23 protein-coding genes are annotated in these 23,963 nt (G+C 40.0%); 12 read left to right on the forward strand and 11 right to left on the reverse strand.

Annotation, left to right across the window (positions count from 1 at the left end; genetic code table 11):
- Positions 1 to 322: 322 nt before the first annotated feature.
- Both DK846_RS05950 and DK846_RS05955 read right to left on the reverse strand, forming a co-directional pair.
- Positions 323 to 1,258, reverse strand: coding sequence for a PHP domain-containing protein (locus tag DK846_RS05950; RefSeq protein ID WP_245926482.1), 936 nt, complete (start codon positions 1,256 to 1,258; stop codon positions 323 to 325).
- A 320-nt stretch (positions 1,259 to 1,578) separates the two neighbouring features.
- Complete coding sequence (locus DK846_RS05955) at positions 1,579 to 2,208, reverse strand: hypothetical protein (RefSeq protein ID WP_146201152.1); 630 nt, start codon at positions 2,206 to 2,208, stop codon at positions 1,579 to 1,581.
- Positions 2,209 to 2,623: 415 nt separating this feature from the next.
- Here DK846_RS05955 and DK846_RS05960 point away from each other — a divergent pair, with 415 nt between their 5' ends.
- The gene (locus DK846_RS05960; RefSeq protein ID WP_109968025.1) at positions 2,624 to 2,965 is read left to right on the forward strand and encodes a hypothetical protein; all 342 of its coding nucleotides are present in this window, start codon (positions 2,624 to 2,626) and stop codon (positions 2,963 to 2,965) included.
- Positions 2,966 to 3,291: 326 nt separating this feature from the next.
- Here DK846_RS05960 and DK846_RS05965 read toward each other — a convergent pair whose 3' ends face one another.
- From DK846_RS05965 to DK846_RS05995, 6 genes are all read right to left on the reverse strand, one after another.
- The gene (locus tag DK846_RS05965) at positions 3,292 to 4,026 is read right to left on the reverse strand and encodes an alpha/beta fold hydrolase (protein ID WP_109968026.1); all 735 of its coding nucleotides are present in this window, start codon (positions 4,024 to 4,026) and stop codon (positions 3,292 to 3,294) included.
- 20 nt (positions 4,027 to 4,046) lie between these two features.
- Positions 4,047 to 4,256, reverse strand: coding sequence for a hypothetical protein (locus DK846_RS05970; protein WP_109968027.1), 210 nt, complete (start codon positions 4,254 to 4,256; stop codon positions 4,047 to 4,049).
- Positions 4,256 to 5,125, reverse strand: coding sequence for a class I SAM-dependent methyltransferase (locus DK846_RS05975; RefSeq protein WP_109968028.1), 870 nt, complete (start codon positions 5,123 to 5,125; stop codon positions 4,256 to 4,258). Before DK846_RS05975 ends, DK846_RS05970 begins: the two co-directional genes overlap by 1 nt.
- A 2-nt stretch (positions 5,126 to 5,127) precedes the next feature.
- The gene (locus tag DK846_RS05980) at positions 5,128 to 5,832 is read right to left on the reverse strand and encodes a methyltransferase family protein (protein ID WP_109968029.1); all 705 of its coding nucleotides are present in this window, start codon (positions 5,830 to 5,832) and stop codon (positions 5,128 to 5,130) included.
- A 786-nt stretch (positions 5,833 to 6,618) separates the two neighbouring features.
- Positions 6,619 to 7,245 carry a TetR/AcrR family transcriptional regulator gene (locus tag DK846_RS05990; RefSeq protein WP_109968031.1) on the reverse strand — a complete coding sequence of 209 codons (627 nt, stop codon included), beginning with the start codon at positions 7,243 to 7,245 and terminating at the stop codon, positions 6,619 to 6,621.
- 445 nt (positions 7,246 to 7,690) lie between these two features.
- Positions 7,691 to 7,990: a hypothetical protein gene (locus DK846_RS05995; RefSeq protein ID WP_109968032.1), complete on the reverse strand. Its 300-nt coding sequence runs from the start codon at positions 7,988 to 7,990 to the stop codon at positions 7,691 to 7,693.
- Positions 7,991 to 8,438: 448 nt separating this feature from the next.
- Between DK846_RS05995 and DK846_RS06000 the strand changes: the two genes are divergently transcribed.
- A complete protein-coding gene (locus tag DK846_RS06000) occupies positions 8,439 to 9,224 on the forward strand; it encodes a flavodoxin family protein (RefSeq protein WP_109968033.1) in 786 nt (261 codons plus the stop codon).
- A 109-nt stretch (positions 9,225 to 9,333) separates the two neighbouring features.
- Complete coding sequence (locus tag DK846_RS06005) at positions 9,334 to 10,020, forward strand: TetR/AcrR family transcriptional regulator (protein ID WP_109968034.1); 687 nt, start codon at positions 9,334 to 9,336, stop codon at positions 10,018 to 10,020.
- Between the two features lie 283 nt (positions 10,021 to 10,303).
- Here DK846_RS06005 and DK846_RS06010 read toward each other — a convergent pair whose 3' ends face one another.
- From DK846_RS06010 to DK846_RS06020, 3 genes are all read right to left on the reverse strand, one after another.
- Entirely contained in the window at positions 10,304 to 10,846 is a 543-nt protein-coding gene (locus tag DK846_RS06010) for a dihydrofolate reductase family protein (protein WP_109968035.1), read from the reverse strand.
- A gap of 125 nt (positions 10,847 to 10,971) precedes the next feature.
- On the reverse strand, positions 10,972 to 12,300 hold the full coding sequence (locus DK846_RS06015; RefSeq protein WP_109968036.1) for a serpin family protein: 1,329 nt from the start codon (positions 12,298 to 12,300) through the stop codon (positions 10,972 to 10,974).
- Between the two features lie 107 nt (positions 12,301 to 12,407).
- Positions 12,408 to 14,336 carry an alkyl/aryl-sulfatase gene (locus tag DK846_RS06020; protein WP_245926483.1) on the reverse strand — a complete coding sequence of 643 codons (1,929 nt, stop codon included), beginning with the start codon at positions 14,334 to 14,336 and terminating at the stop codon, positions 12,408 to 12,410.
- 357 nt (positions 14,337 to 14,693) lie between these two features.
- On the opposite strand from DK846_RS06020, the gene DK846_RS06025 reads away from it, so the two are divergent.
- The 9 genes from DK846_RS06025 to DK846_RS06060 all read left to right on the forward strand — a co-directional run bounded on the left by DK846_RS06025 (position 14,694) and on the right by DK846_RS06060 (position 23,955).
- A complete protein-coding gene (locus DK846_RS06025; protein ID WP_181391648.1) occupies positions 14,694 to 15,233 on the forward strand; it encodes an RDD family protein in 540 nt (179 codons plus the stop codon).
- Positions 15,234 to 15,561: 328 nt separating this feature from the next.
- Positions 15,562 to 15,693, forward strand: coding sequence for a hypothetical protein (locus DK846_RS18130; RefSeq protein ID WP_281269817.1), 132 nt, complete (start codon positions 15,562 to 15,564; stop codon positions 15,691 to 15,693).
- A 9-nt stretch (positions 15,694 to 15,702) separates the two neighbouring features.
- Positions 15,703 to 16,464: a class I SAM-dependent methyltransferase gene (locus DK846_RS06030; protein WP_109968038.1), complete on the forward strand. Its 762-nt coding sequence runs from the start codon at positions 15,703 to 15,705 to the stop codon at positions 16,462 to 16,464.
- Positions 16,465 to 16,672: 208 nt separating this feature from the next.
- Positions 16,673 to 17,464, forward strand: a complete 792-nt coding sequence (locus DK846_RS06035; protein WP_109968039.1) for an alpha/beta fold hydrolase — start codon at positions 16,673 to 16,675, stop codon at positions 17,462 to 17,464.
- A gap of 485 nt (positions 17,465 to 17,949) precedes the next feature.
- The gene (locus DK846_RS06040) at positions 17,950 to 18,816 is read left to right on the forward strand and encodes an alpha/beta fold hydrolase (RefSeq protein WP_109968386.1); all 867 of its coding nucleotides are present in this window, start codon (positions 17,950 to 17,952) and stop codon (positions 18,814 to 18,816) included.
- A gap of 770 nt (positions 18,817 to 19,586) precedes the next feature.
- Positions 19,587 to 20,345, forward strand: coding sequence for a class I SAM-dependent methyltransferase (locus DK846_RS06045; protein ID WP_109968040.1), 759 nt, complete (start codon positions 19,587 to 19,589; stop codon positions 20,343 to 20,345).
- A gap of 170 nt (positions 20,346 to 20,515) precedes the next feature.
- Positions 20,516 to 21,478, forward strand: coding sequence for an ABC transporter ATP-binding protein (locus DK846_RS06050; protein WP_109968041.1), 963 nt, complete (start codon positions 20,516 to 20,518; stop codon positions 21,476 to 21,478).
- Entirely contained in the window at positions 21,426 to 22,340 is a 915-nt protein-coding gene (locus tag DK846_RS06055) for an ATP-binding cassette domain-containing protein (protein WP_109968042.1), read from the forward strand. Before DK846_RS06050 ends, DK846_RS06055 begins: the two co-directional genes overlap by 53 nt.
- A gap of 82 nt (positions 22,341 to 22,422) precedes the next feature.
- Positions 22,423 to 23,955 (forward strand): ABC transporter substrate-binding protein, encoded by a 1,533-nt coding sequence (locus DK846_RS06060; RefSeq protein ID WP_245926484.1) that lies wholly within the window; start codon positions 22,423 to 22,425, stop codon positions 23,953 to 23,955.
- Positions 23,956 to 23,963 lie beyond the last annotated feature (8 nt).

Consider the following 23,963-nt stretch of genomic DNA (forward strand, 5'->3'; position numbering starts at 1 on the left):
GCATTTTGGTCGATTCAAACATCACTAAGAACTCATTTATTTTTTGTTAGTGGCAAAGTTGGGATGAAACAGTTTAGAAAATTCAAGCCCACAAAAATCCAGGGATATAACTGCTATATATTTCATTTTCATCTGAAACTGTGCCATTTACACATGATCCAAATATGTGTACTGAATCAGTATTGGCCCCAGAATTTTTGAGTTCTACAGACAAGTATTGGATTATTGTGGTAACTCGGTTTTGATCATGAGTAGTCCAACGGAATTTTAAGTGGCGGAGCCTTTTCCAAATGCTACAAGGAAATTTAGATTAATTATCAGGCTATTCTCTCCGCTTCTCTGAATTATCTTTTTCTTTCATTTGTACTTCCCGGTTTTTCTTACACGTTCCCGAATACCGGGAGACGATATGCTTAATCCTGTGTTTATACGCAGCACTATGTGCCCCAATCAACGAACAGGTATAGGGAACAAAACTCCAGGCAATGACTCCGGCAGTTGCTCCTTTTCGGATAAATGTCCCGGGTTTTCCACATACGATGTTTTTTCTCTTTCTTATGGCTGCAAGAAATTCTTCAGCAGTTTCAGCGGGTGCTCCGGTCAGGACACTCCCAACATCTGACAGGATATGAGCATCTGATCCCCCGGTAAATGGAATAGGATGTCTATGTGCATACCTTATTGCCTTCTGATTCAGGCTGCCGGTCATTCCCCCACAGATAACCTCGATTCCATCAATATTTTCCAGAACTCCGGGAAGCATATGTTTCTCGACACACTTGAGTATACCACGATTAATCCCAAAATACCCAAACGGATGAGCTGCTATCCGGAGGCATGAATACTCTTTGGCAAGGGTGAGGCACTCAGATACGGTGAGATTGTGAGGTACTTCTGGATTTTGTCGTCTTTTTTCACGGTTCAGATCATGAAAAAAGTCTTCCAGATCACCGGCAACATCAAAATAGATCAGAATGTGAGGGCCTTCCCGGGTTTCAAGTTCAATGCCAGGGATGACAAGGAGATCATGTTGAGATCTGAATGCTTGAACCGCTCCTTTAATCTCGTTGTGATCGGTTATTGCAACTCCAATCCGATTTCTTCTGGCATATGAGAGAAGATCAGGAATCCTGATCAGCCCGTCAGAATACCGGGTATGGAGATGCATATCAACCGGTTGGTACCCGGCTTTTATGAGAGATCTGGCATCTGGTTTTTGATAGTGAATGGATCCGGGCTCGTATGGCATTATATCCATCAATAATTCCCTTTATCCTGGCATTCCATATTCTTCGTTGTAGATATCTGGATATCACTGGTGATGAATCTTCTGCAAATAGTATGTATGAAGAAGATGGAATTTCCTTTCATTCCGGGAATTTTTATCTGGAATTGCTGTATCTCCTCGAGATATAGGCCTGGATGGGTTTTCAGATCCTGTGAAATAATGAGAAAAATCCAGAGGGCGTTTTAGAGTACAGATTTTATTCAGATGGTGGAGGGGATGGAATCATGTTTCAATATTGACTAAGAATTTCTCATATATTAACTAAGGAAAGGATGGAAGAGAATAAAAGATTAGACCGGGGTTGCATGAAACCCTAGTGTTCCTGTAGTTCCGGCCATCGCAATATCTTTGGTTCCATCAAATCCAGAGCCATTATATTGCGCTTTTACATTCAATATGATTGGATACTGTTTTCCTGCATATTTAAAGGTAGCATCGTTTGAATGGATTTCCAGTTTGCCTGTTGAAGGGGTTAATGTCCCGGTTACTGTTCCTTTAATTTTTACTGTCCATCCCTGTTCAATGAATTTGAAATCAACTGTACCTGTAACTTTGTTATCCGCAGTGATGGTAAAGTTGATGGTTGTTCCCCCTTCAAAGGGTTTTCCATCCGAAGTGGTTATTTTTTCCATTGAACTTTCAACAAAATCCCCGGCGACATTCAAGGCTGCTTTTTGCACACCGGTAGATGCTTTGTTTTTTTCCGTTATTTCTTTGGCTTTTTGTGCGAATTTTTGCTGGTCGTCAGGTGTTACTCCAAAACTGGTAAGGAGGGAGGTATCAGAGGAAGGAACATTTCCCTGATCTTTTCCGGTCTGACCAGTAACTGCTTCTGCAAACACTGATACCACCAGGGTGCTCATCAGCATGAGAAGTATCAAGGTAAATATTTGTGTTCTGATAGTTACTGGCAGTGTCATGATTTTCCTCTCCTTACAAGACGAGACCTACATCCCGACTTTGTATGCATCCTAATATTGGACATGAGGGTAAATACTCTTCAAATGAAGTGCTAATTTACAAAAAAAACCTAATTTATTTAAATTTAAAACACAGAATTTTAAGTCTGTAGTGCGTACAGAATTATTATATACTTTTGAAGATCTCCATAGGGATTTTTTATGATTATGAAGAGTTTTTATCGGTTCATACAAAAAAAATTCAAACCGGTTCGATTGAAAGATATTACACTTACTTTTTTGAAATACAACATGGATTTTTTCAATTTTCTCGAGTAAAGCTTCAGGGAGGAACGGGGGGGTATTTAGTTTTAAGTTGGGAAACAATTGAACATAAAGAATTTATACAAATTCGTATAATATTCTGTGTTACATTATGTCTAACAAATTTGAGGATAACAAAGAACACTTCTCTGCAAGAATATCAGCATACTTAGTTCAAAAGATTAAAGAAAAAGCAAAAAATGAAGGCCGTTCGGTTACATCAGTAGTCGAAGAGGCCTTTTTACAATTTTTCAAAGATGAATTGCCCGGATTATGTAAATCCTGCAAATTTATGAATGAACCACCAGACAGGTTTTGTAACCGATGTGGTAAGCCACTCGTAGAAGAAGCCTGGGAAGATTACTTTAAAAATTTCGAGGAGTTCTGGAAAAAAGATGAATATATGGAAAAACTAAAACAGATGATCAGTGATAATCAACATCCGGGAAACTAATTTTAAAAAAAATCGCATTTTTCTATTGAGAGGAAAATTAGATCAGTTCTATTCCAGGGATTACAATTACTTATAACCGCAATTATGGCCCCTCACAACCAAAAAAATTATATCAAAAATTCCAGGGTAATATTTCGAAAATAAAGTAATAAGAGGTACTGTTACGGTAGTTCTATAATAACTAATCCATAAAAGTAAAATGTTATAAAAAGGTTTTTTCAAGGAAATGAGTAACAATAACCTCTTTGGGATTCATAATTTAAATTATGGGATTTCTATCTCTGAACTAATGCTGCCATACTCAATATTCACACGATTATTTGAGTTTATTTGGATGTTTCCAGACTTTTTAAAAATACCATGACATGATCAGTAATCTGTTCAGGATCTGTTCTTGCAATCATATGATCCCCATCAAGAAGAATTAATTGAGAACGCCATATCTTTTCATGCAATTCCTGAGCCATTGAGACCGGAGTTGACCGATCAGATGTTGTATTGATGATACGAGTAGGAACATGAATTGATGACAACAGTTGAACTCCGTTAAAAGTAACCAGTGCCTTAAACAGTCTTTTAAATGACGGTATAGTCGGAGGATAAAGCAATGCTTTTTCCATAAAGCCAGGCATTATCATCGTGTTATATAATCGGTCATATACTTCCTGTGCTTCAGGTTCGTCAGATCCAGGTGAACGGGCAGCGGCTACATGAAGAATAAGACTTTTTACCTTATTTGGATACCTACTGGCAAGTGACAGGGCAATCCGAGAACCGGTGGATATTCCCAGGATATGAGCAGACCTGATATTTAAGGAATCCATGAGCGATGCTGTATCATCTGCCATCATTTCAATTGAATATTCACGATCAGGTTTATCTGATCGCCCCGAACCCCTGGTATCAAAATTAATAATCTGGTACAGCCCATGGGCCTTTTGCTTGAGTGATTCTATAAATGGGAGGATTTCACCTCCAATTCCCCAGATAACAAGAATTGGAATCCCTGTTCCATACACTTCATAATACAGTGAGATACCATTGCAGTCAATTTTGGGCATGTGAGACAACAATCCTACATTTACAATTTAAGGAATTTTTTATCAAATTGAAAGAGAATACACCCTCTTTCATCCCAGTGATTACACACATTACAATTCTTGTGATCCAGAAGGCATTTTCTGCCAGCACTTTCAAACGGGCATCCTTCACGTTTTTTGCAGACAACACAACATGTTCCTGTAGGTCTGTTTGCAAGATAATCAGGATTAAGATATGAATCAGTGTTCATCAGATAGTCACTTCCATGAATGAAAGAAAGTCACAAACACATCGATTCGCATTTTTCCCAGTAAATAGGAGTTTTTTATACTCTTCACTACTGACAATTCTGATTTCAGAAAAATTCCACTGACTCAAAAAAACTCTCTCATCATTATCAGGAATACCAAATTTCAGTGGTTCACCATTCATCTGAGTAAATTTTACAATATTTTTAGCATACTCATTTTTTTCTCCACTAACCACAGATTCTGGATAATAATCAAAAAGGATCTTACTTCCAACCGGACATCTCTGTGAGAAATATGAAAATATCCTGTGAATGGAGTCTGATGAAAGATACATAATCAGGCCTTCCATAATTACAAGGGTTTTCTTTAATTCGCTGAAGCATGTAGATGATATTGCGAGATCTAAATCTCCAGTTTCAAGATTTAACGGGATATAGGTTACATTACCGGGCAATTTTCCAAGAATTCGTGTTATTATCTCTTTTTTGAACGACTGAGTGTCTGGGTGGTCTACTTCAAAAACCTTAAAATTGTTGTCTATTTCAGGAATCCGATACGGACGGGTGTCATAACCGGCTCCGAGAATTATCAGTTGAGTAATATCGTGCGAAATGCACTCTTTAAGAACTAGATCAAAATATGAGACCCTGGCACGAATTGAGTTTCCCAGACCCGGAAATTGGTTTTCCATCTCCTGAACTTTCTGTTCTGCTTCACGTGGATGTTCTGCTGCAAACTTCAGGATCTCCGGGTTAATAAAATGAACAGCATATGGATCTGAGAATATTCTCACATCTTCAGGAAGCATTGTTTCAGCCAGACGATGCATCGCCATACCCTCAGCCATTCTGCTAGGTCTTTTCTTCATGTTTACCACATTTCCGGAATGAGACGATACCGGACATTTTTTGCATACTCTTTGTAGCCGGTCAATTCTCTCTGTAAGGTTTCATCCTCCAGGTATGTTCTAATGACAAACGCTACAACTACAACCGCTGCCGGAACGAGGGCCCAGACAGAACCCAGCATAAAACATTGGAAAATTGTGTAGGAACATACTCCAAGATAACCAGGATGACGAAGAAATCGATAAGGGCCATGAGAAATTACCAGATGACCACGTTCAGACTGAATTCGTACTGTCGTTGAAAAATAATTATTAGATAGGATACCCCATGTAAAGAGAACATTGCCAAAAATAACCATTAATGTAGAAAAAACCTGGATTGTTATCGGAATATTGCCAGACCAACCAAACCTGTGATCAAGACCCGCGATAATCCAGACAATTACTCCAAACAGGAATATAAGTATCAAAAGATAATGATCCCATTTTTTTGAATTGGTATGCTTTTTTATTCGTTCATTTGAGAGGTCTGAATTGATATATATCGAGATGAATGAGTTGGTTATTAGGAAAATCAGAATATATAGCCAGCCCATTGCCCAATAAACCGTTCCAGCGGATAAAAACAACAGGATTCCATTTGGAAGATTAAAAAAAAGTAGTATCTTTATTATTGAGAAAATACTTTTTGTATTCGCATTTCTCTTGTTATCCAGGAAATCAGTCATATCTGATACCTCCAGATGATGATGGGAGAGGTAGTTTCAGAATGAGTTTACCATATTGCCAGTTGAGATACTGGAGCAATGCACAAAGATCAGGATTTAACCGGTTAGGAATAACAATCTTAATTATATTCCAATTCTCTCTTCTCTTTATACCAGACTTTAATGTGATTTTTCTCAAAATATTTGAATTATCATTCCCTTTTGATTGCAAAACACCGTGATGGATTAAGTATCCGAGATTCCTGGTTGTTCTTTTCATAATCAGGATTAAACATAAATTAATTCTCCTGAAAATTGTAAATTTCTTAATTCTTTTAATGCAATCAGTGTTTTTTATCCATTTGATCCTATCAGTTAACATTCTTGATCGTATGTTTTCTGATGCTATAAATGTATTCATACGTTATGTTCAAGAAAAACCATAATTAATAATTACTACTACAAAAAACTTCAGAAAAATTAGCGTTTCAATTAATTACAATTTTAATCTCGAATAAATCCTATAAATCATAAAAAATATCATAACGGTAAATATTTGGGATTTTGATGGATGCAAATTGATAATTTATAAGAATTCAATACTATAATTAATTATTTATATTAAAAATGGAGTCATATTTTTAAAAAAACACCTTAGTTTGGGAAACGATGGCTGAAATTATTCCCAACACTTTAAAGTGTCATATAAATATATGCGTTACAAAGACACCGGGTTCACAGTTGTCATCTCTACATGGTATGCCATAAACAGTATAACATTAATGCTAAAAATAGAAGTGGAACCTTTTATTTCGTCTTTGACTGGGTTTTTGGAACTTTTGAGTCCACTTGGTTTTTTGTAAACATGTGAGATTCAAAGCCATCCCAAATCTTATCCGTTTTGTCCTGGGACAACCATAATGTGGATAACAGGTGTATTCCAAGATACTGACTTACTACTAAAAACGCAAAGGTTTCCGGATCAATATCATCATCCAATTGATGATTTTTTTGTTCAATCTCAATAATCTCTTTTATTGTTTGTACAAAATCCATAAGGAATTTGGAGAGTGAATTCTTCTCTATGGTACTTCGTTGAGCTAACGCAACCATCTCAAAAAAAACTCTCCGTAATTTATAGTCGTTTGAAGAGAATTTATTAAAGAGAATCTGCAAAAATTTGTTTATTGACTGATTATAATATTTCTTGTAATGAACTCGCTTAAAATCTTCTTCAATATACGTATAGACTTCTTTTACAAGGGCATCCTTATTTGGAAAGTACCAATATACTGCTCCTTTACTCACTCCAAGTCGGGTAGCAATCTCATCAATGGTAGTTAAGGCAAATCCCCGTTCTGCAATAACATCAATAGCTGCCTGAATAATCTTCCTTTTTGCATCATCTTTATAGCCAGGAATAACTTTAGGCATTCATTAAAAGGTATGGCTATAAAAACTTATAATAGAAGCAGTTAAGTTTTCGACGTAAAACGGAGAATAGGAGATGATAATAATGCTAATACGGTCAACACCACTTTTCGAAATTTTTTTATGCTAAAAACCTTGACCACTGTAATGATTCAATAATACTGTTTTTTTAGATGGGTAAAGATCCAATTTCTGTTCTTTCAAAAAGGAACCAAAATATACCAATAATAATCCAAACCGTTGGCCTGTGTCAGTAAGTTATACACTCAATCTGTATACAGATCTCATTACACTATAATGGACCAATTAAATGTCAGAAATTATGATATCCAGGAGTTTCTGAATAATTATAACATACTCCATATATCCAGGAGTAATCAAACCCAACGGCAAGACCATTACTTTAACGTATCATATCTTTGGTATCACCTCAATATAGCCTATGATTTCATGTATTCCCGGTGAGGTTTAAATTCACAAACGGACCTTGAGACAAGATTACATCTTTAAATTCATACCCGGACGTTTCTTTTTTATCCGTACTATTAAAGATGGCAGTCGTCAGGTTTTCATCTCCAATATGTAATATGTGAAATCCATCACCTTTCTCAACATACACGCTTATCGGCATATTGATGTAGATGTTTACCGTGGTATTATTTGAAAGACCCATTGAAGAGTTAATCAGATAACTCAAATTATTGTTCAGATCTATAGGTTGTTCGCCTGATACTACCCCGGCTCCCATAGATATCACAAACAGCCAGCATAAAAGGAAGATTCTTTCCATCTTGGTAAATGGGATTGATCGATATTTGTAAGTATTGATAAAATCCGGACAATGTCTTAATCATTCTTTCATTCCGTCATGTAATATCAGAACAAACCGAACCGAAGAATTTATTTCGGAAGGACGAAAATCCTTTTTTTATATAATAATTATAAATAACAGATTCTTATCCTGCACTATAGAAGACACTCTTAGAGGGGCAAAAATAATGTTTCAAGAGATATATCCCCATCATTCAGTGACTCATCCTCATACTGTCCTTAAAAAAGGACTGCTTTTATAATTGAACCTGAAATGTAGATGTCAGAGATTATTCGATTAGTCTTTCTTTATGCTATTTACTATTAGTAATATAATTACCAATAGTATTATACATACTTGCAGTAATATAGATTTAGCGATCACCATGAACCACACAGATCATCAGGCACCGGGTTCTTCCAGGATTTCCGGAACTATGAACCAATTAAAGGTTGTTGCCATCAACGCAAGTCCGCACAAAGATAATGGGAATACTGCATTGATTCTCGGTCCCTTCCTTGAAGGGATGAAGGAAGCAGGAGCTGAAGTCCAGATTTTTTATACCAACAATCTCAAGGTCAACCCATGTCGGGGTGACGTTATCTGTTTCTGCCGGAAATCCGGACGATGCATACAATCGGATGATATGGACTGGCTGGTTCCAAAAGCCCGGGATGCTGATGTACTTGTTTTTGCCTCACCAATTTATACCGACGGTGTCACCGGTCCTATGAAGATGGTCATCGACCGGCTCGTCCCCCTCATCACTATGCCAATCGAGGTCCATGAGGGTCATTGCCGGCATGTTCCCCGTGATGAAAAGGTCCGCAAAATAGTCTTTGCCTCCAATTGTGGTTTGTGGGAGAAGGACAACTTCGATCCAGCCATCGCCCATATGAAAGCAATTGCCAGAAACATAAATGCAGAATTTGTTGGGGCCTTGATCCGTCCTCATGGAATGTTAATGAACCAGGCCATGGAGTTGGGTCTCGCTGTTGACGAAATATTAAGTGCTGCCCGGCAGGCAGGTCATGAACTAGCCATTACCGGAACTATTGCAGATTCAACCCTCGATGCGATCAGCCGCGATCTGCTTCCCCGTGATCAGTACATGATACATGTGAATCATGTTTGCGCCGGGTTATGCGAACGGTTAGGAAATGAGAACTGAACCGAATTTATAGAGAGAATTAAGGGTTCCAGATCTGTATGGTCGGATGGTTATTATTAACTGATTAAAACAGACTGATCAGTGTGAATCGGTCAATTTAGAGGTGTAGATGGGAATCAGCGAACGGAAAATGCGTGAAAAAGAGGTACGTAAAAAGGCAATATTCGATGCTGCAGAGAAACTCTTCTTTGCCCGACCATATGACGCCGTCTCGATGGATGATATTGCCGAGGCACTTGAACTCTCCAAGCCCACCATCTACCTCTATTTCCAGGATAAAGAATCCCTCTATCTATCCATCGTTGAGCGTGGGTACCGGATTCTTGCAGATATGATGTACGAGTCAGTAAAAAATCTAGATAACGGCATTGAAAAGCTCGCTGCTATCGGGATGTCATACCATACCTTTGTCATAACATACCCGGATTACGACAGGGTGCTCAGTACGTATCGGTCCGGCAGGTTTGAGACTTTGGATCAGGAAAAAAGCGAAGCACTCTGCTCAGTTCACAGGGTTTTACAGGAAATATCCACGCTGAACGATGATGCAATCCAGGCCGGGATTAAAGACGGGACTATCCGGTCTGACATTGATCCGGTTGTTCTTTCCATCCTTCTTTCAACGTTTTCAACCAGTGTACACAACCTGAACTCCTGGGACATGAAGCGACTTGAATCTCAGGGGTTTTCAAAAGAACAATTTGCTGATGAGTTCATTAACATGATGTACAACATGATGGAGAACCCGGATCACCTTGTCCAGCGACGTACCAATAGAAGAAAAACTGGGCGATAGGAGATGAATACATATATTCCGGTTGAATAATTGATAATCCAGTTTAAGGAACGGAAACAAACAACTTTTTTCTACATTCCGGATATTTTTGTTTGAAATGTGAGTGGAATTCTGAAATTATAATATTCGGACAATATTCGAAAACTATTTTGAATTATTTAGCATCAACCCAAAAATTTGCCCGGGTATGTGTATTGTGAAGATCTGGCGGCTTTTCGAAAATTTAAACATTTTCTGTTTTGTTTATTTTCAAGATTGATTGGATAATGACATTCCATTCAGACTACTGATGTTGTTCATTGTTCAGAGAATACCTGAGTTCAACGATACCGGTCTGGTACTTCACAGTATCAATGAGGTCAAGGGAGATCTCTCTTGTGAGTTGACTATAAAGCGGGATGCCGTCATGCAAAATCACCGGAACGATAAACTGTCGTACTTCGTCTACCAGCCCTTCATCAATAAACCGGGAGATTATCTGCCCACCACCGACAATGAATATATCCAGGTCAGATTCTTTTTTAATGGTAGCAACAAGGTCTGATAGTGAATCGTGCCAGAACACAGTATCAATACCGGGAATCGTTTTAAGGACTCTTCGGGTGATGATATAATTCTTAACCGAAGTGAGTAATCGTTCAGGGTGAAGGAGAGATTGTTCATAGGTCCGTGCTCCCATGATTGCGTTACCGACATTTTTCATAAACTCTGTATACCCGTAATCAACAGAATCACCTGAAAATTTGTCCAGCCAGGATATATCGTCATCACGTCGTGCAATAAACCCATCCAGACTGGATGCGATGTATACAAGAACCTTACCCATACTACTAAATTCAGATCATCTTACTTAAACATTAAGATAATCAGATAACGCCGGGGATATCATATATTGAGTTTGATATCAGGTACGGAATTATTCTCTCTGATATTTTTTCCATATTGTCATCTCTATTCTGAAAAATGATTGAGACCTGCTGGGATTTCCGGGGCCATTGTAGGCGTTTGGGTAAAATCGTCGGTGGATGGGACTGCTCCTGTCGGATCCATTACCTGCCCGATAAAAAGTATAATTCCAGACTTATGATCACAGATCAAAAAAATGAATGGATGATCTACATTGAAAATGACAGAAGTTTCAGGAATATACTCTGCATTATATAAACCATTTAGAGAAGTTACTGTAGTTGAAGCAGCTTCTGTACCTTCCTCATTTACCTCTATGAAGGCTTTGTGAATAATATTATCAATAAATATATCCTGTTTTCCGATCATTCCGGAAAAATCGGCATATCTTGTGAATGGTGTAACCATCCCCATCTTTTTCAATAAGTCTGGGAGTTGATATTCTGTTTCAATCCTGTATTTTGGGAAATAAATTTTTACTTCTTTTGGCTCCATTGCATGAACAATTGAAGAAATATTTTCCATGGTCAGGAGATGTTCTGCAGCGAATATACTATCTCCTTTTGGGAGGAGAATAAGCATTGACATCTGACTTTTATCCCCAGATACATAGGGGATATCAAGAACCTGTACATCCCCGGTGTCTGTGTATTGATATTTCGGTTTAGAATCTGTCCTTTCCATCATCTGAACTTTTACTCCTTTATGGGGTTCAATTCTAAAAACCTGTTCCACGCCTTTGTTAAACCGGGTTTCCCACGAACCTTTAAAATATATGGAATTTGTGATGATAAGCCGGGTTGCTGGATTTACTGATGAAGAAGATAACAGATTTTGAATTTTATTCTCTGTTCGTGATGCGATCCATGTATTAATGATATCTCGTGATTCTCCTGATTTGTTTGCAAAATCAAGGTTCATTATATTTGCACCGTAATATTGGTTTGATATAGTGAGATATTCGGGAAGGAATGGAAATCTCTGGTTTGCCCAGAGGCCGTTTGCCATATAGAGAGTTGATCCAGAACTATTGAGATCCATTCCAGTGTATCCTTCACGAAGAACGGTATCAGAAACAGGAAAATGAAAAATATCCCTGATTTCCTTTGCCGTTCTTCCTCTGGCACCTTCGTATGTCAGAGCTCCGGCAGAGGTAATGGTGTAAGGAGAAAAGAAGATATTTTTTCCGCTGTAACCGGGATTATGTGAAATATTCAGATATAATTCACATGCAAAACGATTGTTTGCATCCACTATACTTTGAGAGGATCCAAAGCCCGAATTATTATCCTCCATTACCGGCGATTCCGGAGAACTGATGCCACGTTTTTCTACAGTCTGAAGACAACAGGCGGTTGTGATACACAGCATCATCAGAAGAAGAGAACAGTATAACCAGTTCGATGAAATGCCATATCAAGGATATAGTATCTGCCTGATACAAAGAGCTTCTTTAAAAAAAGGGTTCGGATTTAATTAAATCAGGGGGTGACGATATTAAACCCTGGATCAAAAACATCAAGCATTGAAACGAACCGGTCAAATACATCAGCATCACCGGTAGTGGTCACATCTGCTGGAGTTACTGAAGGATCAAGAGCCAGTTGTTCAAGTGTTTTACGTGGCATCTCAACAGTGACATCTGCAGTTGGAGATGATGTATCCACCCAGTATTCAAGAACTTCATTCTTTACCTGAATGAGTGCTTTATCACCGGTATCTGAAAGTTTCAGATTGATCTGGTAATCCTCATCCTTTGCTTTCTCTCCATTGACCCGGACAGAGATATAATCCAGTAACTGGGATACAGACATAGCAGCCATAATATCTGGTGAAATGCCGCTTATCTCTTTGATTGGAGTGGTTCTTCTGAGATCCTGTGCTCCGGAGAGGTATGCATTCCTGGCTGTTCCCGAAACTTCCTGGTATCCAAGCTGCTCAAGTGCTGCTGCCTCCATCTCCCTGGCCTTCATATTTGTCGGATCAGCAAATACCAGATAATTTGCAATACTTGCTACCAGTTCATACTTACCGACATCATAATCCTGTTGCAGATGTCCCATTGCCGCATCTGCTCCTCCCATGTATTGAGTTATCTCTTCTGCATACTCTTCCGGAGGAAGACGATTGAGGTTTATGGGATTTGCATCATAAAATCCAAGATATTTCTGGTATGTAGCCTTGACTCCCATATACATCTGACCATAAAATCCGTAGGTATACCAGAACTCCCTCAGTGAATCAGGAGGTTGGATCATGTTTGAGATCTCATCCATGGTGTATCCCTTATTGATGAGATTCAGAGTTTGATCATTAACGTATTTGTACAAATCACGCTGGTTTTCAAGAATCTCTATAACTTTGTCGTTACCGAATCGTGGCCAGTGATGAGAACTAAACATGACTTCAGCCTTATCACCATACAATTGTCTGACTTCATCGAGAGATCGTGCCCAGGCAAGTGAATCACGGACCTGTGCTCCCCGAAGAGTGAGGAGATTATGAAAGGTTGCCGTACAATCTTCAGATACCAGAAGGGCATTCTTCTGTGGGAACCAGATATCAAGTTCAACCGGTGCCTCGGTATCTTCAGACAGATGGAACTCCATGTTCACTCCATCTATCGAAACCTTCTGCCCGGTGTGCGTAATATCCAGGGTCGGGGAAATAAGAGATGCTGTTCCAACTGAGGGACTCTTTCCAAGACCTATGTCAATGTTTCCTTTGGCATCCTTGGGTAATTGTATTCCATACTGGTAGGTAGCCCTGCGTTGCATGGCATTTCCAGCATAGACATTCTCGCTTAAAGCGTGGTCCATGAAGTGTTCAGGAGCAATGATCTGGACATCCCCGTTTGCTACTTGTTCAGCAGAGACAACTCCCTTTACTCCCTGGTAGTGGTCTGCGTGAGGATGCGAATAGATTACCGCTTTGACCGGATAGTGTCCGAGTGTTTTGTTCACCAGGTCCATTGCAGCTTTTGCGGTTTCGACTGAGATCATGGGATCAACGATAATCCAGCCGGTATTACCTTTGATAAAGCTCATTGATGTGACATCATATCCCCTGACCTGGTATATGTCGTCGGTTACATTGAACAACCCGTTAATGTTGTTGAGCATAAATTGCCGATAGAGTAACGGATTTATCGTATCCGGTCTGGTTCCATTGGCAATGGCCTTGTATGCCTCCATATCCCATGCAGTTATACCGGGATAGGGAGACGGAATAATCAGGGGATTATCTGTTGCTACAAACCCTTTGTTTGCGAAGATAAAATCCTCTTGATTGTTATTCCATGCAGGAGTGTTGTTTTTCTCTTCCTGAACGGCGATAGTGTATTTCGTTGCATCATTCCGATCATCAGCATATACTGCCCCACATACAAGAATGAGACAGAATAATCCCATACAAACCCATTTGAATGTCATACGTGATATCGAAAAATTTAGCATCATTGAAGATAAATGAATCGAAATGTGCTCCATATTATCGGTAGATTTCTATAAAATCCATAAAATTCTAATTTTGTATTCTGACACGATAAAACGTAAATGTGTTAGCTTACTATCAATGCTGCCCACTGTATTTTTCTTTTTTTACTTTTTCAAAAGTGATAATTGTGTTTGTGCAGTTTAATGATGCAAAAGTGAAATTATTCTGCCCGGTTTTGAAAAACAATCAGTGATACCGTATTAACTAAATTACTGACGCTTCACTAACAAATATATATAGATTGGGATATGTACAATGTGAATTGTGATTGTATGGTAAATTATTGCCCGACATGTGGAAAAGAGATTGAGTATAAAGAAGCCGAAATCTGTCCGAATTGCGGAGTGAGAATTCCAAATCAGGTCAGCACGGAGAGAGCACCATATGCCGGATTTTTAATCAGATTAGTTGCTGCACTCATTGATTCTATAATAGTGTTTATCCCAGTCTGCATTATTGAATTTTTATTAACCAGTATGTTTTTTGTACATCATTTTGAAAGAGGGTTTCATCCACCCTTTTTCCCAATGGGAATACCCATGATTATTATTGGTATTATTATTGGGTGGATCTATTATGCAGTACAAGAAAGTTCAACCTACCAGGCAACTCTTGGAAAGAGAGCAGTGGGTGTGAAAGTTGTTAATGAGAGTTTTGAACAAATTACACTCAGTCAGGCAACGGTCAGATTCATTATAAAGGAGATTCCAATTCTCAACCTGATATCGTATATAGTTCTCATCGTTGATGAAAAGAAACAGGGGTTGCATGATAAGGCAGCACGGACATTTGTAGTATATCGAGAGAATTAACTGATTCAGGGGAATCTCCGGACTCCCTTATTTCATAGAATAACATATACCCAGAGTCATGTCAGAGTATATTCTGCAGACCGTGGGCAATAGAGTCATTTCAATAGTCCGGGTGGATAAATCCACTATTCATTTTTTTTTGATCTCCACTTTTCAACCCTTACTGAAGATATCTCTGATCTTTTCAAGATAGTTAAATTCCTCAAGCCTCTGGAAAAATACCCGGCATTCTTTGGACATCTGTTTGAGTCCCGGTTCAAAATGATAGAGAGAATTTGTCAACCCACCGAATCACATGATCATCGCCGGTGATAGGACTTTTTTGTTGATGGACACACCACCGGGTGGATACCCACACCCGCTTGCCGCCATACTCAACCCGCTCTCTCACATGATTATAGAGGTACAGATGACCAGAATCGTTTCATCTATTGAAAATCGTCATTATGCTTCAGGATAACATGTGTATATGCAGCCTGCCACCCAAGGAGCAGATCAAGAATGGTTTGAGAACGAATCCTTCTGGGAAGACCTCTATCCGGTATTATTTCCTGATGAACTGTTTGAACAGGCTCAGGAAGAGATGGAGAAGATCCTGGATCTTATTGATCACCCTGTACACTCGGTTCTCGATCTCTGCTGTGGTCCGGGACGATTTGCAGGACTGTTAGCCAGAGAGGGATTTCAGGTAACCGGTGTCGATAAGTCTCCATTTCTTCTCGAAATAGCAAAGAGAGAATGTGCAGATACAGGAAATATCGAATGGGTTCTTTCTGATATGAGGGAGTTTGTCAGACAGGAGTCATATGATCTGGTCCTCAATCTCTACACTTCTTTTGGATATTTCAAAGATCCTGCAGACGATCTCCTGGTTCTGAAAAATATTGCCCAAAGTCTCCGGCCAGGTGGTTCGTTTGTCATTGAAGTGATGGGAAAAGAGGTTATTGCCAAGGAATTTGAAGAAATTATGGCATCAAAGACTGAAGACGGCCTGTTTATCCAGTCTCATGAGATCCTGGAGAACTGGAACAGGATCAGGAACGAATGGACCCTTATCAGAGGCGGGAATATCAGAACCTTCACGTTTGAACACAGTCTCTATGCGGCAAGTGACCTCATCAGACTCTGTGAAATGGCAGGGTTTTCAGATATACAGGTATTTGGTGATTTTGATGGGAGACCCTATGATCATTGTGCTACGCTATTGATCATCACCGGGAGAAAAAGATAGAGGAGATCAGTCACAGGTTTACTCATCTGGTGGAAAGGCCCCCTCATTCAGAAAGTGAATAACAAATGGAGTATATAATCATCCGAAAACACCACATCACCTCTACCGGTTTAGTTCTCCCAAAATCCAAATATCTGCAACCAGAACCCGGGTATACCGGACCGGTTGAATACCATTATTATCCCAAACGATAATTCAAAAAAAGAATATGACGGAGATCCTCACTCAGGACAATATCCCTCTCAGGTATGTCATCCAGGGAAGTGGGCCGACTATCGTCTTTGTCCTCGGATATGGGATGACACTGGACGAATGGCCGGGTCGAATGATATCAACCCTTGCCACATCGTTCCGGGTTATTCTCTACAATCACCGGGGAGTTTCAGGGGTGATGAACCCGTCGGTAAAGTTCACTATCCCCCAGGGTGCTCGGGATCTTTATGATCTGGTCTCCGAGCTGGCAGATGGTCCGGTTCATATTGTAGGCTATTCCATGGGAGGGATGATTGGGCTTGAATTTGCGATCCGGTACCCGGATTTGCTGGACCACCTTGTTCTCATTAGTTCTGACTGTGGTGGATCAGAGTGTATCACCCGGGATGACAGGGTTACTGAAGAGATGGGAAAGGAACTCCCGGATATTGAGGCATATCTTGAACGGGCCGGTCGTCTCCTTTTGACCGAATCGTTCCGGAAAAAGCACCCTGATCCGATGAGCTGGTTTGTGGACCACGGCGAAGTAGCGGATCCACGATCTGTTATAGAGCAGTATGAGGCTTTTGAGACCTGGGAAGGAGTATATTCAAATCTCCATGAAATCAGGAAACCAGTTCTCGTGATTACTGGTGATCGGGATATTGTGACTCCGCCACAGAATGGAGCGATCATTGCTGATGCTATTCCGGGAGCAGAACTTGTCGTTGTCGAAGATGCAGGTCATGGGGTGATATTTCAGGAGCCGGTCAGGGTTGGTAATATAATCTCCCGGTTCCTTTCGTGAACGGGCACGAATCGGGCTTATGTATCGTGCATGGCATACTATTTTTGAATGATTGTAATGAAACGGAGCTCAATCTAACGTGTATTATTGAATTTCTATTCGGAATACAAGATACACATTCAAAACGTTTAGGCCACTCCTGAAAATCTCAAAAATCCCGGAGTCTCTGTATACCTATTCATCATACTATTCTCAAATCTCACTGGATCACAAAAATTTCATGCCGATAACTCTTATTTTTAAAATTATAAGAAATTAAACTGAAAGATCGAAGCCACAACGAGGAGATATAGGAGAGAATAACAAAAAATGATCTCCATTATTGACAATCTCATCTTCATCCTTGATATGTGTTCCAGATATTTTCTGCTTTTAACAGACCTGATTTATATTAGAAAACAAATTCTCACCTGTTTGAAAAGGGTATATGGGAGATGCTCATTCCCTATCAGTTATGATAATACCTTATCATGAGAATCTTCAGTATGGCAACACCCTCGTGGCTGAATATCGATGAGTATCCATTCGGGTCACATTCTTTTCAGGTTCCTGCAGGACAGATGCATTATCTTGATGAAGGAAGAGGGAAATCAATTGTTTTTGTCCATGGCAATCCTTCATGGTCATTTCAGTTCAGAAATGTTATCAGGCAACTATCTCAAAAATATCGATGTATTGCCCCGGATTTTATAGGGTTTGGCCTGTCTGATAAACCGGGATTATGGACATACCTGCCACGTGATCATGCTGAAAATCTCAATCTTTTATTGGAAAGTCTGGACCTTTCAGATATCACTCTGGTTGTAGGTGACTGGGGTGGACCAATAGGATTATCCTATGCCATTAATCATCCGGAAAAAGTCACGAATATTGTTATTACGAATACATGGATGTGGCCGGTTGATCAGGATCTCCATTTTATTCTGTTCAGTTCCTTTGTTGGTGGTCGTATTGGGAAGTGGCTGATTAAGTGGCGGAATTTTTTTGCTCAGGATATTGTACGGCATGCTTTCGGGGATAAAAGGAGATTGACAAAAGAGATTCACCGTCATTACCTGAAGCCGTTTGAAAAAAAGGGAGACAGAACCGGAACATGGGTGTTTCCCAGGGAGATTATCGGTTCAACTGAATGGCTGCGGTCGTTGTGGAACAATGTTAAGCGGCTCAAATCAAAGAAGGTTCTCATTGTCTGGGGGATGAAGGATATTGCATTCAGAGAAAAAGAACTGAACACATGGTCATTAACGTTCCCAAACGCACGGATCGTACGATACCAGGATGCCGGCCATTTTATTGCAGAAGAGAAACCAGAAGAATTTGCCAGGGAGATAGAAGAACTCATCGGAATGTAATACCGCAATTTATCCCCGAATTCTGCTTTAATTTCACGGAGGGATCGTTATCAGTTATTATTTGGAAATTAGCCTGGGCTCTGGTGTCCCTTGTCCCTTTTTTACGTACCAATTTCCTGAGGGAATAGACATCTCCTATGTAGTGATGAGGGTCACTCGAGTTGATGTTGGATGAGGAAATATCACAGAATGTTTAAAAAATTCAGAGGATGCGATATCCCATATACAATTGCAATTGGCGATGTTGAGCACCTGGTTTTTCCAGATAATATATGTGATGCAGTAGTTTTCATACACCTTCTTAGAATACTACCAAATCCATGGATACGCCGTCAAGTATGAAGAAAATAAATTCAGATATAATTATTTATGTTATAGATCAACATGAAAAAAGTTAGCCGAGGTTTAGTTCAAAGAATCTCATACCATACCGAGGTCTTATTCTCACAATTCTGTCTGTTTTTCTTACTTGTAGGATTTGAATTCTGATTATCCACATTCTGGGAGTTCCATGGAAACGCCCATTACATTTTTTACTCTGGTTTTGATGATCTTCAGGTAAAGATTTCACCCGCACTCGTACATTTTAATAAAAAAAACCCAGATACATGAGATCTTGCGATTCAATACTGTATATGGAATACAAGAGTAAGTCAGTTTAAAAGTCCAATCTAAAAAAAATATTTTATATTCCTGTCATTGCCACAAATAATATCACACAAATAAATCAAATAGTATAACAATATGCATCCCAAATATATATTATACTCATGAATTCAGAAATAGTATCTCCAGATGAAGTTAAAACCAGGATTAAAACCTACTGGAATGAACGAAGTGAAACATTTGATCAGGATGTCGGACATGGAGCAGATGAAACTGAATCTGCTCTCTGGAAGAAATATCTCTCATCCATAATCGGCACACATCCTCAAAAAATCCTGGATGTTGGCACCGGTACCGGAATGATCGCCCTGAATATGGCAGAAATCGGACATACTGTTACCGGTATTGATCTTGGAGAAAAGATGCTGGCAATTGCAAAAAAGAAAGCAGAGACCAGAAATCTTGATGTCTGTTTTACCTCCGGAGATGCTGAGAACCCGCAGTTTCCAGATAATTCATTTGATTGTGTTATCTGTCGCCATCTTCTCTGGACTCTCCCCCATCCAGACAAGGCTATCAGAGAATGGGCTCGTATCACCAGGCCCGGAGGAGTTGTTATTGCAATTGACGGGCATGCACAGCCCATAAATTACTTCCCACAACCTGATGAGAATCAGCCTGTAACATCAGACCGGGAAAAACTATGGCATCAGATGTATTGCCAGGAAGTTGTTAACTCGCTGCCATATCGGGAAAACCTGACTATAGATGCGATAAAACAACTCTTTACATCACAAAATCTGATTGATGTCAGATCAGAATACATCCTGGAGATTTCAGAGTATCAGAAAAAACTCATGGAAGGCAGCACGTCAAATGATCATGCAGAAGTTCAGATAATCTACGGTCGAGTGAAAGAATAGGGGTATTTGACCCTCTTTCTTATTATAAAAACATGAATCGTGAAATTAAAGGTTTCCTGATATCCATGATTTTTGAGAACCCATACAACCAATGTGATACCATAATTTTTCAGGACCAAAACCACGCCGGATAATTCATTTTACAGTAGGTATTTCTTGAAATTTTTTACATGAAACCAATCCTTGAGATATCAGATCTCTCAGTCTCATTTCCTGGAAATGATGGCGTCCTTTCTGCGATAGATAATATCAATCTTACTATCAGAAAAGGTGAAACCCTGGCTGTAATTGGGGAAAGCGGGAGCGGAAAATCTATTCTAGGCCTCTCGATAATGAGGCTTCTTCCTGCCAATGCCCGGATTACCGGAAGTGTTCTCTTCACCGGGACTGACCTTCTCTCAATTCCTCACTCTGAAATCGAGGCTATCCGTGGTAGTAAAATCGCCTGGATACCTCAAAACCCAAAAACGAGTTTTAACCCGTCAATGAAGATGTGGAAACAGATCGCAGAACCAGCGGTTGTTCATCTGGGTAAATCCTGGACACACGCCCGTATCCAGGCTGTAAAACAATTAGAAACATACAGCATTTTTCCACCAGAGTTTTGGGCTGAGGAATATCCGGTAACGTATAGTGGCGGGATGCTCCAGAGGGCAACAATTGCCATGGGAACCTCAACAAATCCGGATGTACTTATTGCAGATGAACCAACGAAAGGAATCGACAGGATAACCAAGAAAGACATTATTGAGAAGTTTGCCAGGTTAAAAAAGACTGGAGTTACCCTCATGCTCATCACCCATGACCTGGATTTTGCAACAGAACTGGCTGATCGAATAGTTGTGATATACTGCGGCCAGATTGTAGAAATTTCAGATGCAGGATGTTTTTTAAAATCTCCTCTTCATCCCTACTCCCGGGGATTGGTTCATTCTCTTCCCCAGAATGGTCTCTTTCCAATACCCGGGACTGCTCCTCCAATGCATATGCGGTTTTCAGGATGCAGGTTTAGAGAACGTTGTGCAGACAGGTCGGATCAATGTGATTGTGATATCGGGTTAAACCAGTCAGGAGATGGATATGTCAGATGCATCCAGTGTGATAATTGGGATCGGACTAAAAAAACTGTATGAATCGGGCATAGTTTCAAGAAAAAGAACGTATGCAGTCAATGGTGTCGATATAGCGATTCGACATGGTGAGACATATGTGCTTGTTGGTGAGAGCGGGAGTGGGAAGACAACTCTTGGAAGAGTCCTCCTCCTTCTCATTCAACCAACAGACGGGGAAATAATCTGCAATGGTGTCAATATTACCCATAAAACCCATTATGAGATGATACCATTTCGAAAGAAAATGCAGATTATCCCCCAGCATCCGGAAGATGCCTTTAACCCGCGATGGAAAGTCAGCCGTTCTATCCTTGAACCATATTATCTGCACCCTGAATCGTTTCACCTTCAGTCGAAAACTGAATTATTAACCGGTTTATTGCAACAGACCGGGTTGGATCCTGAATATGTGAACCGGTATCCTCACCAGTTATCAGGGGGAGAACTTCAGCGTGCAGCAATAGCCCGAGTTATTGCTTTAAAACCTGAATTTATCATCTGCGATGAACCAACTTCCATGCTCGATGTTTCTGTCCAGGCCTCGATAGTACATTTGCTTAAAGATATCCAGAAAAAAACAGGAGTTTCTCTCTTATTTATTACTCATGACATACAACTTGCCAGAGTCGTGGGAGACCGCGTTGGAGTTATGTACAAAGGACAGATCGTTGAAGAAGGCTCCGATACTCTTACTAATCCACTCCATCCGTACACTCACGCACTTACAACGAATTCTCTTCCAGGAGAAAAGTCTTATGAAGCACGTTATGAATCCGGATGTACGTGGCGTTCAGTATGCCCTAAAGCAGATGATATCTGCCATACAATGCCGGGGTTACAGACATGCGGTCCTGTAAAAATACGGTGCCATCATCCCACTTGATGAGAAAATATTTCATATTAGTTATTACGAATTTCAAATAAATATACATTTATATGAATCATCCCCATCTTGTATTATGAAGATGGCTAAACTTCTTACCTTCTTTTGTCTAGTCCTTCTTCTTTTCTGCAATACCATGGTACTTGCAGAAGGAGGAGGAAAAACTCTTGACATTGCAGCCCCATGGGATGCAAAAACCACGGACCCTCATGTAAATGGAGCTATTGCCCAACGAATGGGCGTAACCGAGACGCTCGTTGACATAAATGATGAAGCCCTGATTTCACCCGGACTTGCCACGTCCTGGGATGTTTCAGGCGATCAGAAGACATGGACTTTCCACTTACGCGATGGCGTGAAATTTCATGATGGAACTCCTTTTACTGCACAGGCGATGAAGAAGTCTCTTGAAGATTCTCTTAAAAAGTCACAGACCTTTTCAAGTGTCCCGATTCAGGAGATTCAGGCAGTCGATGACAAGACATTAAAAATTGTACTCAAGTCCTCTTTCCCATCTTTACCTGCATATATGGCAAAGGGTGAGAGTGCAGCATTATCTGAAGCCTCTATCGATCAAGGGGATATCTCTATACCGTACTCTACCGGTCCGTTTAAATTCAGTTCCTACACCCCGAAAGAGAAGTATGTCGGTGTAAAGAACCCTGATTACTGGGGAAAAATCCCATCGGTTGATGAAGTTGTGTATCATGTCGTTCCTGAGGCAGAAACCAGATCTATGATGCTGAAAGGAGGAGATGTGCAGATCGCCCAGATTCTTTCTCCTGATATCACTGAAGGGTATAAATCTTCAGGATCATTCACCATTAATACTGAACCTATCTCAAGAGACAGGATTCTCTCATACAACTGTGAATCCGGCCCGTTCGCAGATACAGCTGTTCGCAAGGCTATGAATTATGCAATCAACCGACAGGATCTCATAAACTATGTTCTCGAAGGAGTTGGCGAATCGGCCACCAGTCTCTTTCCGCCAACCTTCTACTGGGGAAATAAGGACATCAAGGCATATCCATATGACCCGGAAAAAGCCAAATCGATGCTAGCCGAAGCAGGCTGGAAAGATAGTAATAATGATGGTATTCTTGACAAAGATGGCAAGAAGTTTTCCATAACGTTAGTAACGTATCCTGAACGTGCTGAGCTTCCGCAGATGGCTGAGATTATTCAGGATGAATTGAAGAAGATTGGAATAGATGTTCAGGTAAAATCAGTTGATATTGATACTTCTGAAACTCTGAAGAACAGTGGTGACTTTGATATGTATCTCGGAGGGCGATCTCTTATGAATGCCCCGGATCCAGACTGGATCCTGATGGCAGATTATCACTCTTCAGGTACATTTAACAACGGATACGGCCCTTACCACTGGAAGAGTGAGAAACTGGACAGTCTGCTTGGTGAAGCCAGGTCACTTACTGATCAGGCAGCACGTAAGAAGATCTATGATCAGGTACAGGAGATCATCAATGATGAGGCACCGGTTTCAGTATTAAGTTACTATGTGAACCAGGATGTCACATCAAATAGCGTAAAAGGATACCGGATGCACCCGACAGAGTTTGCCTTCCATCTGGAAGATGTATCCTTGTCATAACTTTTTTT

The organism is Methanospirillum lacunae, from assembly GCF_003173355.1.
GTDB classification, from domain to species: Archaea; Halobacteriota; Methanomicrobia; order Methanomicrobiales; family Methanospirillaceae; genus Methanospirillum; species Methanospirillum lacunae.

Bases quoted from the DNA above. Each gene is read 5' to 3' on its own strand.
- DK846_RS06025 (WP_181391648.1), top strand. From the start codon at position 14,694: ATGGTAAATTATTGCCCGACATGTGGAAAAGAGATTGAGTATAAAGAA.
- DK846_RS06040 (WP_109968386.1), top strand. From the start codon at position 17,950: ATGGCAACACCCTCGTGGCTGAATATCGATGAGTATCCATTCGGGTCA.
- DK846_RS06030 (WP_109968038.1), top strand. From the start codon at position 15,703: ATGCAGCCTGCCACCCAAGGAGCAGATCAAGAATGGTTTGAGAACGAA.
- DK846_RS06035 (WP_109968039.1), top strand. From the start codon at position 16,673: ATGACGGAGATCCTCACTCAGGACAATATCCCTCTCAGGTATGTCATC.
- DK846_RS06055 (WP_109968042.1), top strand. From the start codon at position 21,426: ATGTCAGATGCATCCAGTGTGATAATTGGGATCGGACTAAAAAAACTG.
- DK846_RS06020 (WP_245926483.1), bottom strand. From the start codon at position 14,336: ATGGGATTATTCTGTCTCATTCTTGTATGTGGGGCAGTATATGCTGAT.
- DK846_RS05995 (WP_109968032.1), bottom strand. From the start codon at position 7,990: ATGGGAGCCGGGGTAGTATCAGGCGAACAACCTATAGATCTGAACAAT.
- DK846_RS05950 (WP_245926482.1), bottom strand. From the start codon at position 1,258: ATGGATATAATGCCATACGAGCCCGGATCCATTCACTATCAAAAACCA.
- DK846_RS06000 (WP_109968033.1), top strand. From the start codon at position 8,439: ATGAACCACACAGATCATCAGGCACCGGGTTCTTCCAGGATTTCCGGA.
- DK846_RS06005 (WP_109968034.1), top strand. From the start codon at position 9,334: ATGGGAATCAGCGAACGGAAAATGCGTGAAAAAGAGGTACGTAAAAAG.
- DK846_RS06060 (WP_245926484.1), top strand. From the start codon at position 22,423: ATGGCTAAACTTCTTACCTTCTTTTGTCTAGTCCTTCTTCTTTTCTGC.
- DK846_RS06010 (WP_109968035.1), bottom strand. From the start codon at position 10,846: ATGGGTAAGGTTCTTGTATACATCGCATCCAGTCTGGATGGGTTTATT.
- DK846_RS05975 (WP_109968028.1), bottom strand. From the start codon at position 5,125: ATGAAGAAAAGACCTAGCAGAATGGCTGAGGGTATGGCGATGCATCGT.
- DK846_RS06050 (WP_109968041.1), top strand. From the start codon at position 20,516: ATGAAACCAATCCTTGAGATATCAGATCTCTCAGTCTCATTTCCTGGA.
- DK846_RS05965 (WP_109968026.1), bottom strand. From the start codon at position 4,026: ATGCCCAAAATTGACTGCAATGGTATCTCACTGTATTATGAAGTGTAT.
- DK846_RS18130 (WP_281269817.1), top strand. From the start codon at position 15,562: ATGGACACACCACCGGGTGGATACCCACACCCGCTTGCCGCCATACTC.
- DK846_RS05970 (WP_109968027.1), bottom strand. From the start codon at position 4,256: ATGAACACTGATTCATATCTTAATCCTGATTATCTTGCAAACAGACCT.
- DK846_RS06045 (WP_109968040.1), top strand. From the start codon at position 19,587: ATGAATTCAGAAATAGTATCTCCAGATGAAGTTAAAACCAGGATTAAA.
- DK846_RS06015 (WP_109968036.1), bottom strand. From the start codon at position 12,300: ATGATGCTGTGTATCACAACCGCCTGTTGTCTTCAGACTGTAGAAAAA.
- DK846_RS05990 (WP_109968031.1), bottom strand. From the start codon at position 7,245: ATGCCTAAAGTTATTCCTGGCTATAAAGATGATGCAAAAAGGAAGATT.
- DK846_RS05955 (WP_146201152.1), bottom strand. From the start codon at position 2,208: ATGACACTGCCAGTAACTATCAGAACACAAATATTTACCTTGATACTT.
- DK846_RS05960 (WP_109968025.1), top strand. From the start codon at position 2,624: ATGTCTAACAAATTTGAGGATAACAAAGAACACTTCTCTGCAAGAATA.
- DK846_RS05980 (WP_109968029.1), bottom strand. From the start codon at position 5,832: ATGACTGATTTCCTGGATAACAAGAGAAATGCGAATACAAAAAGTATT.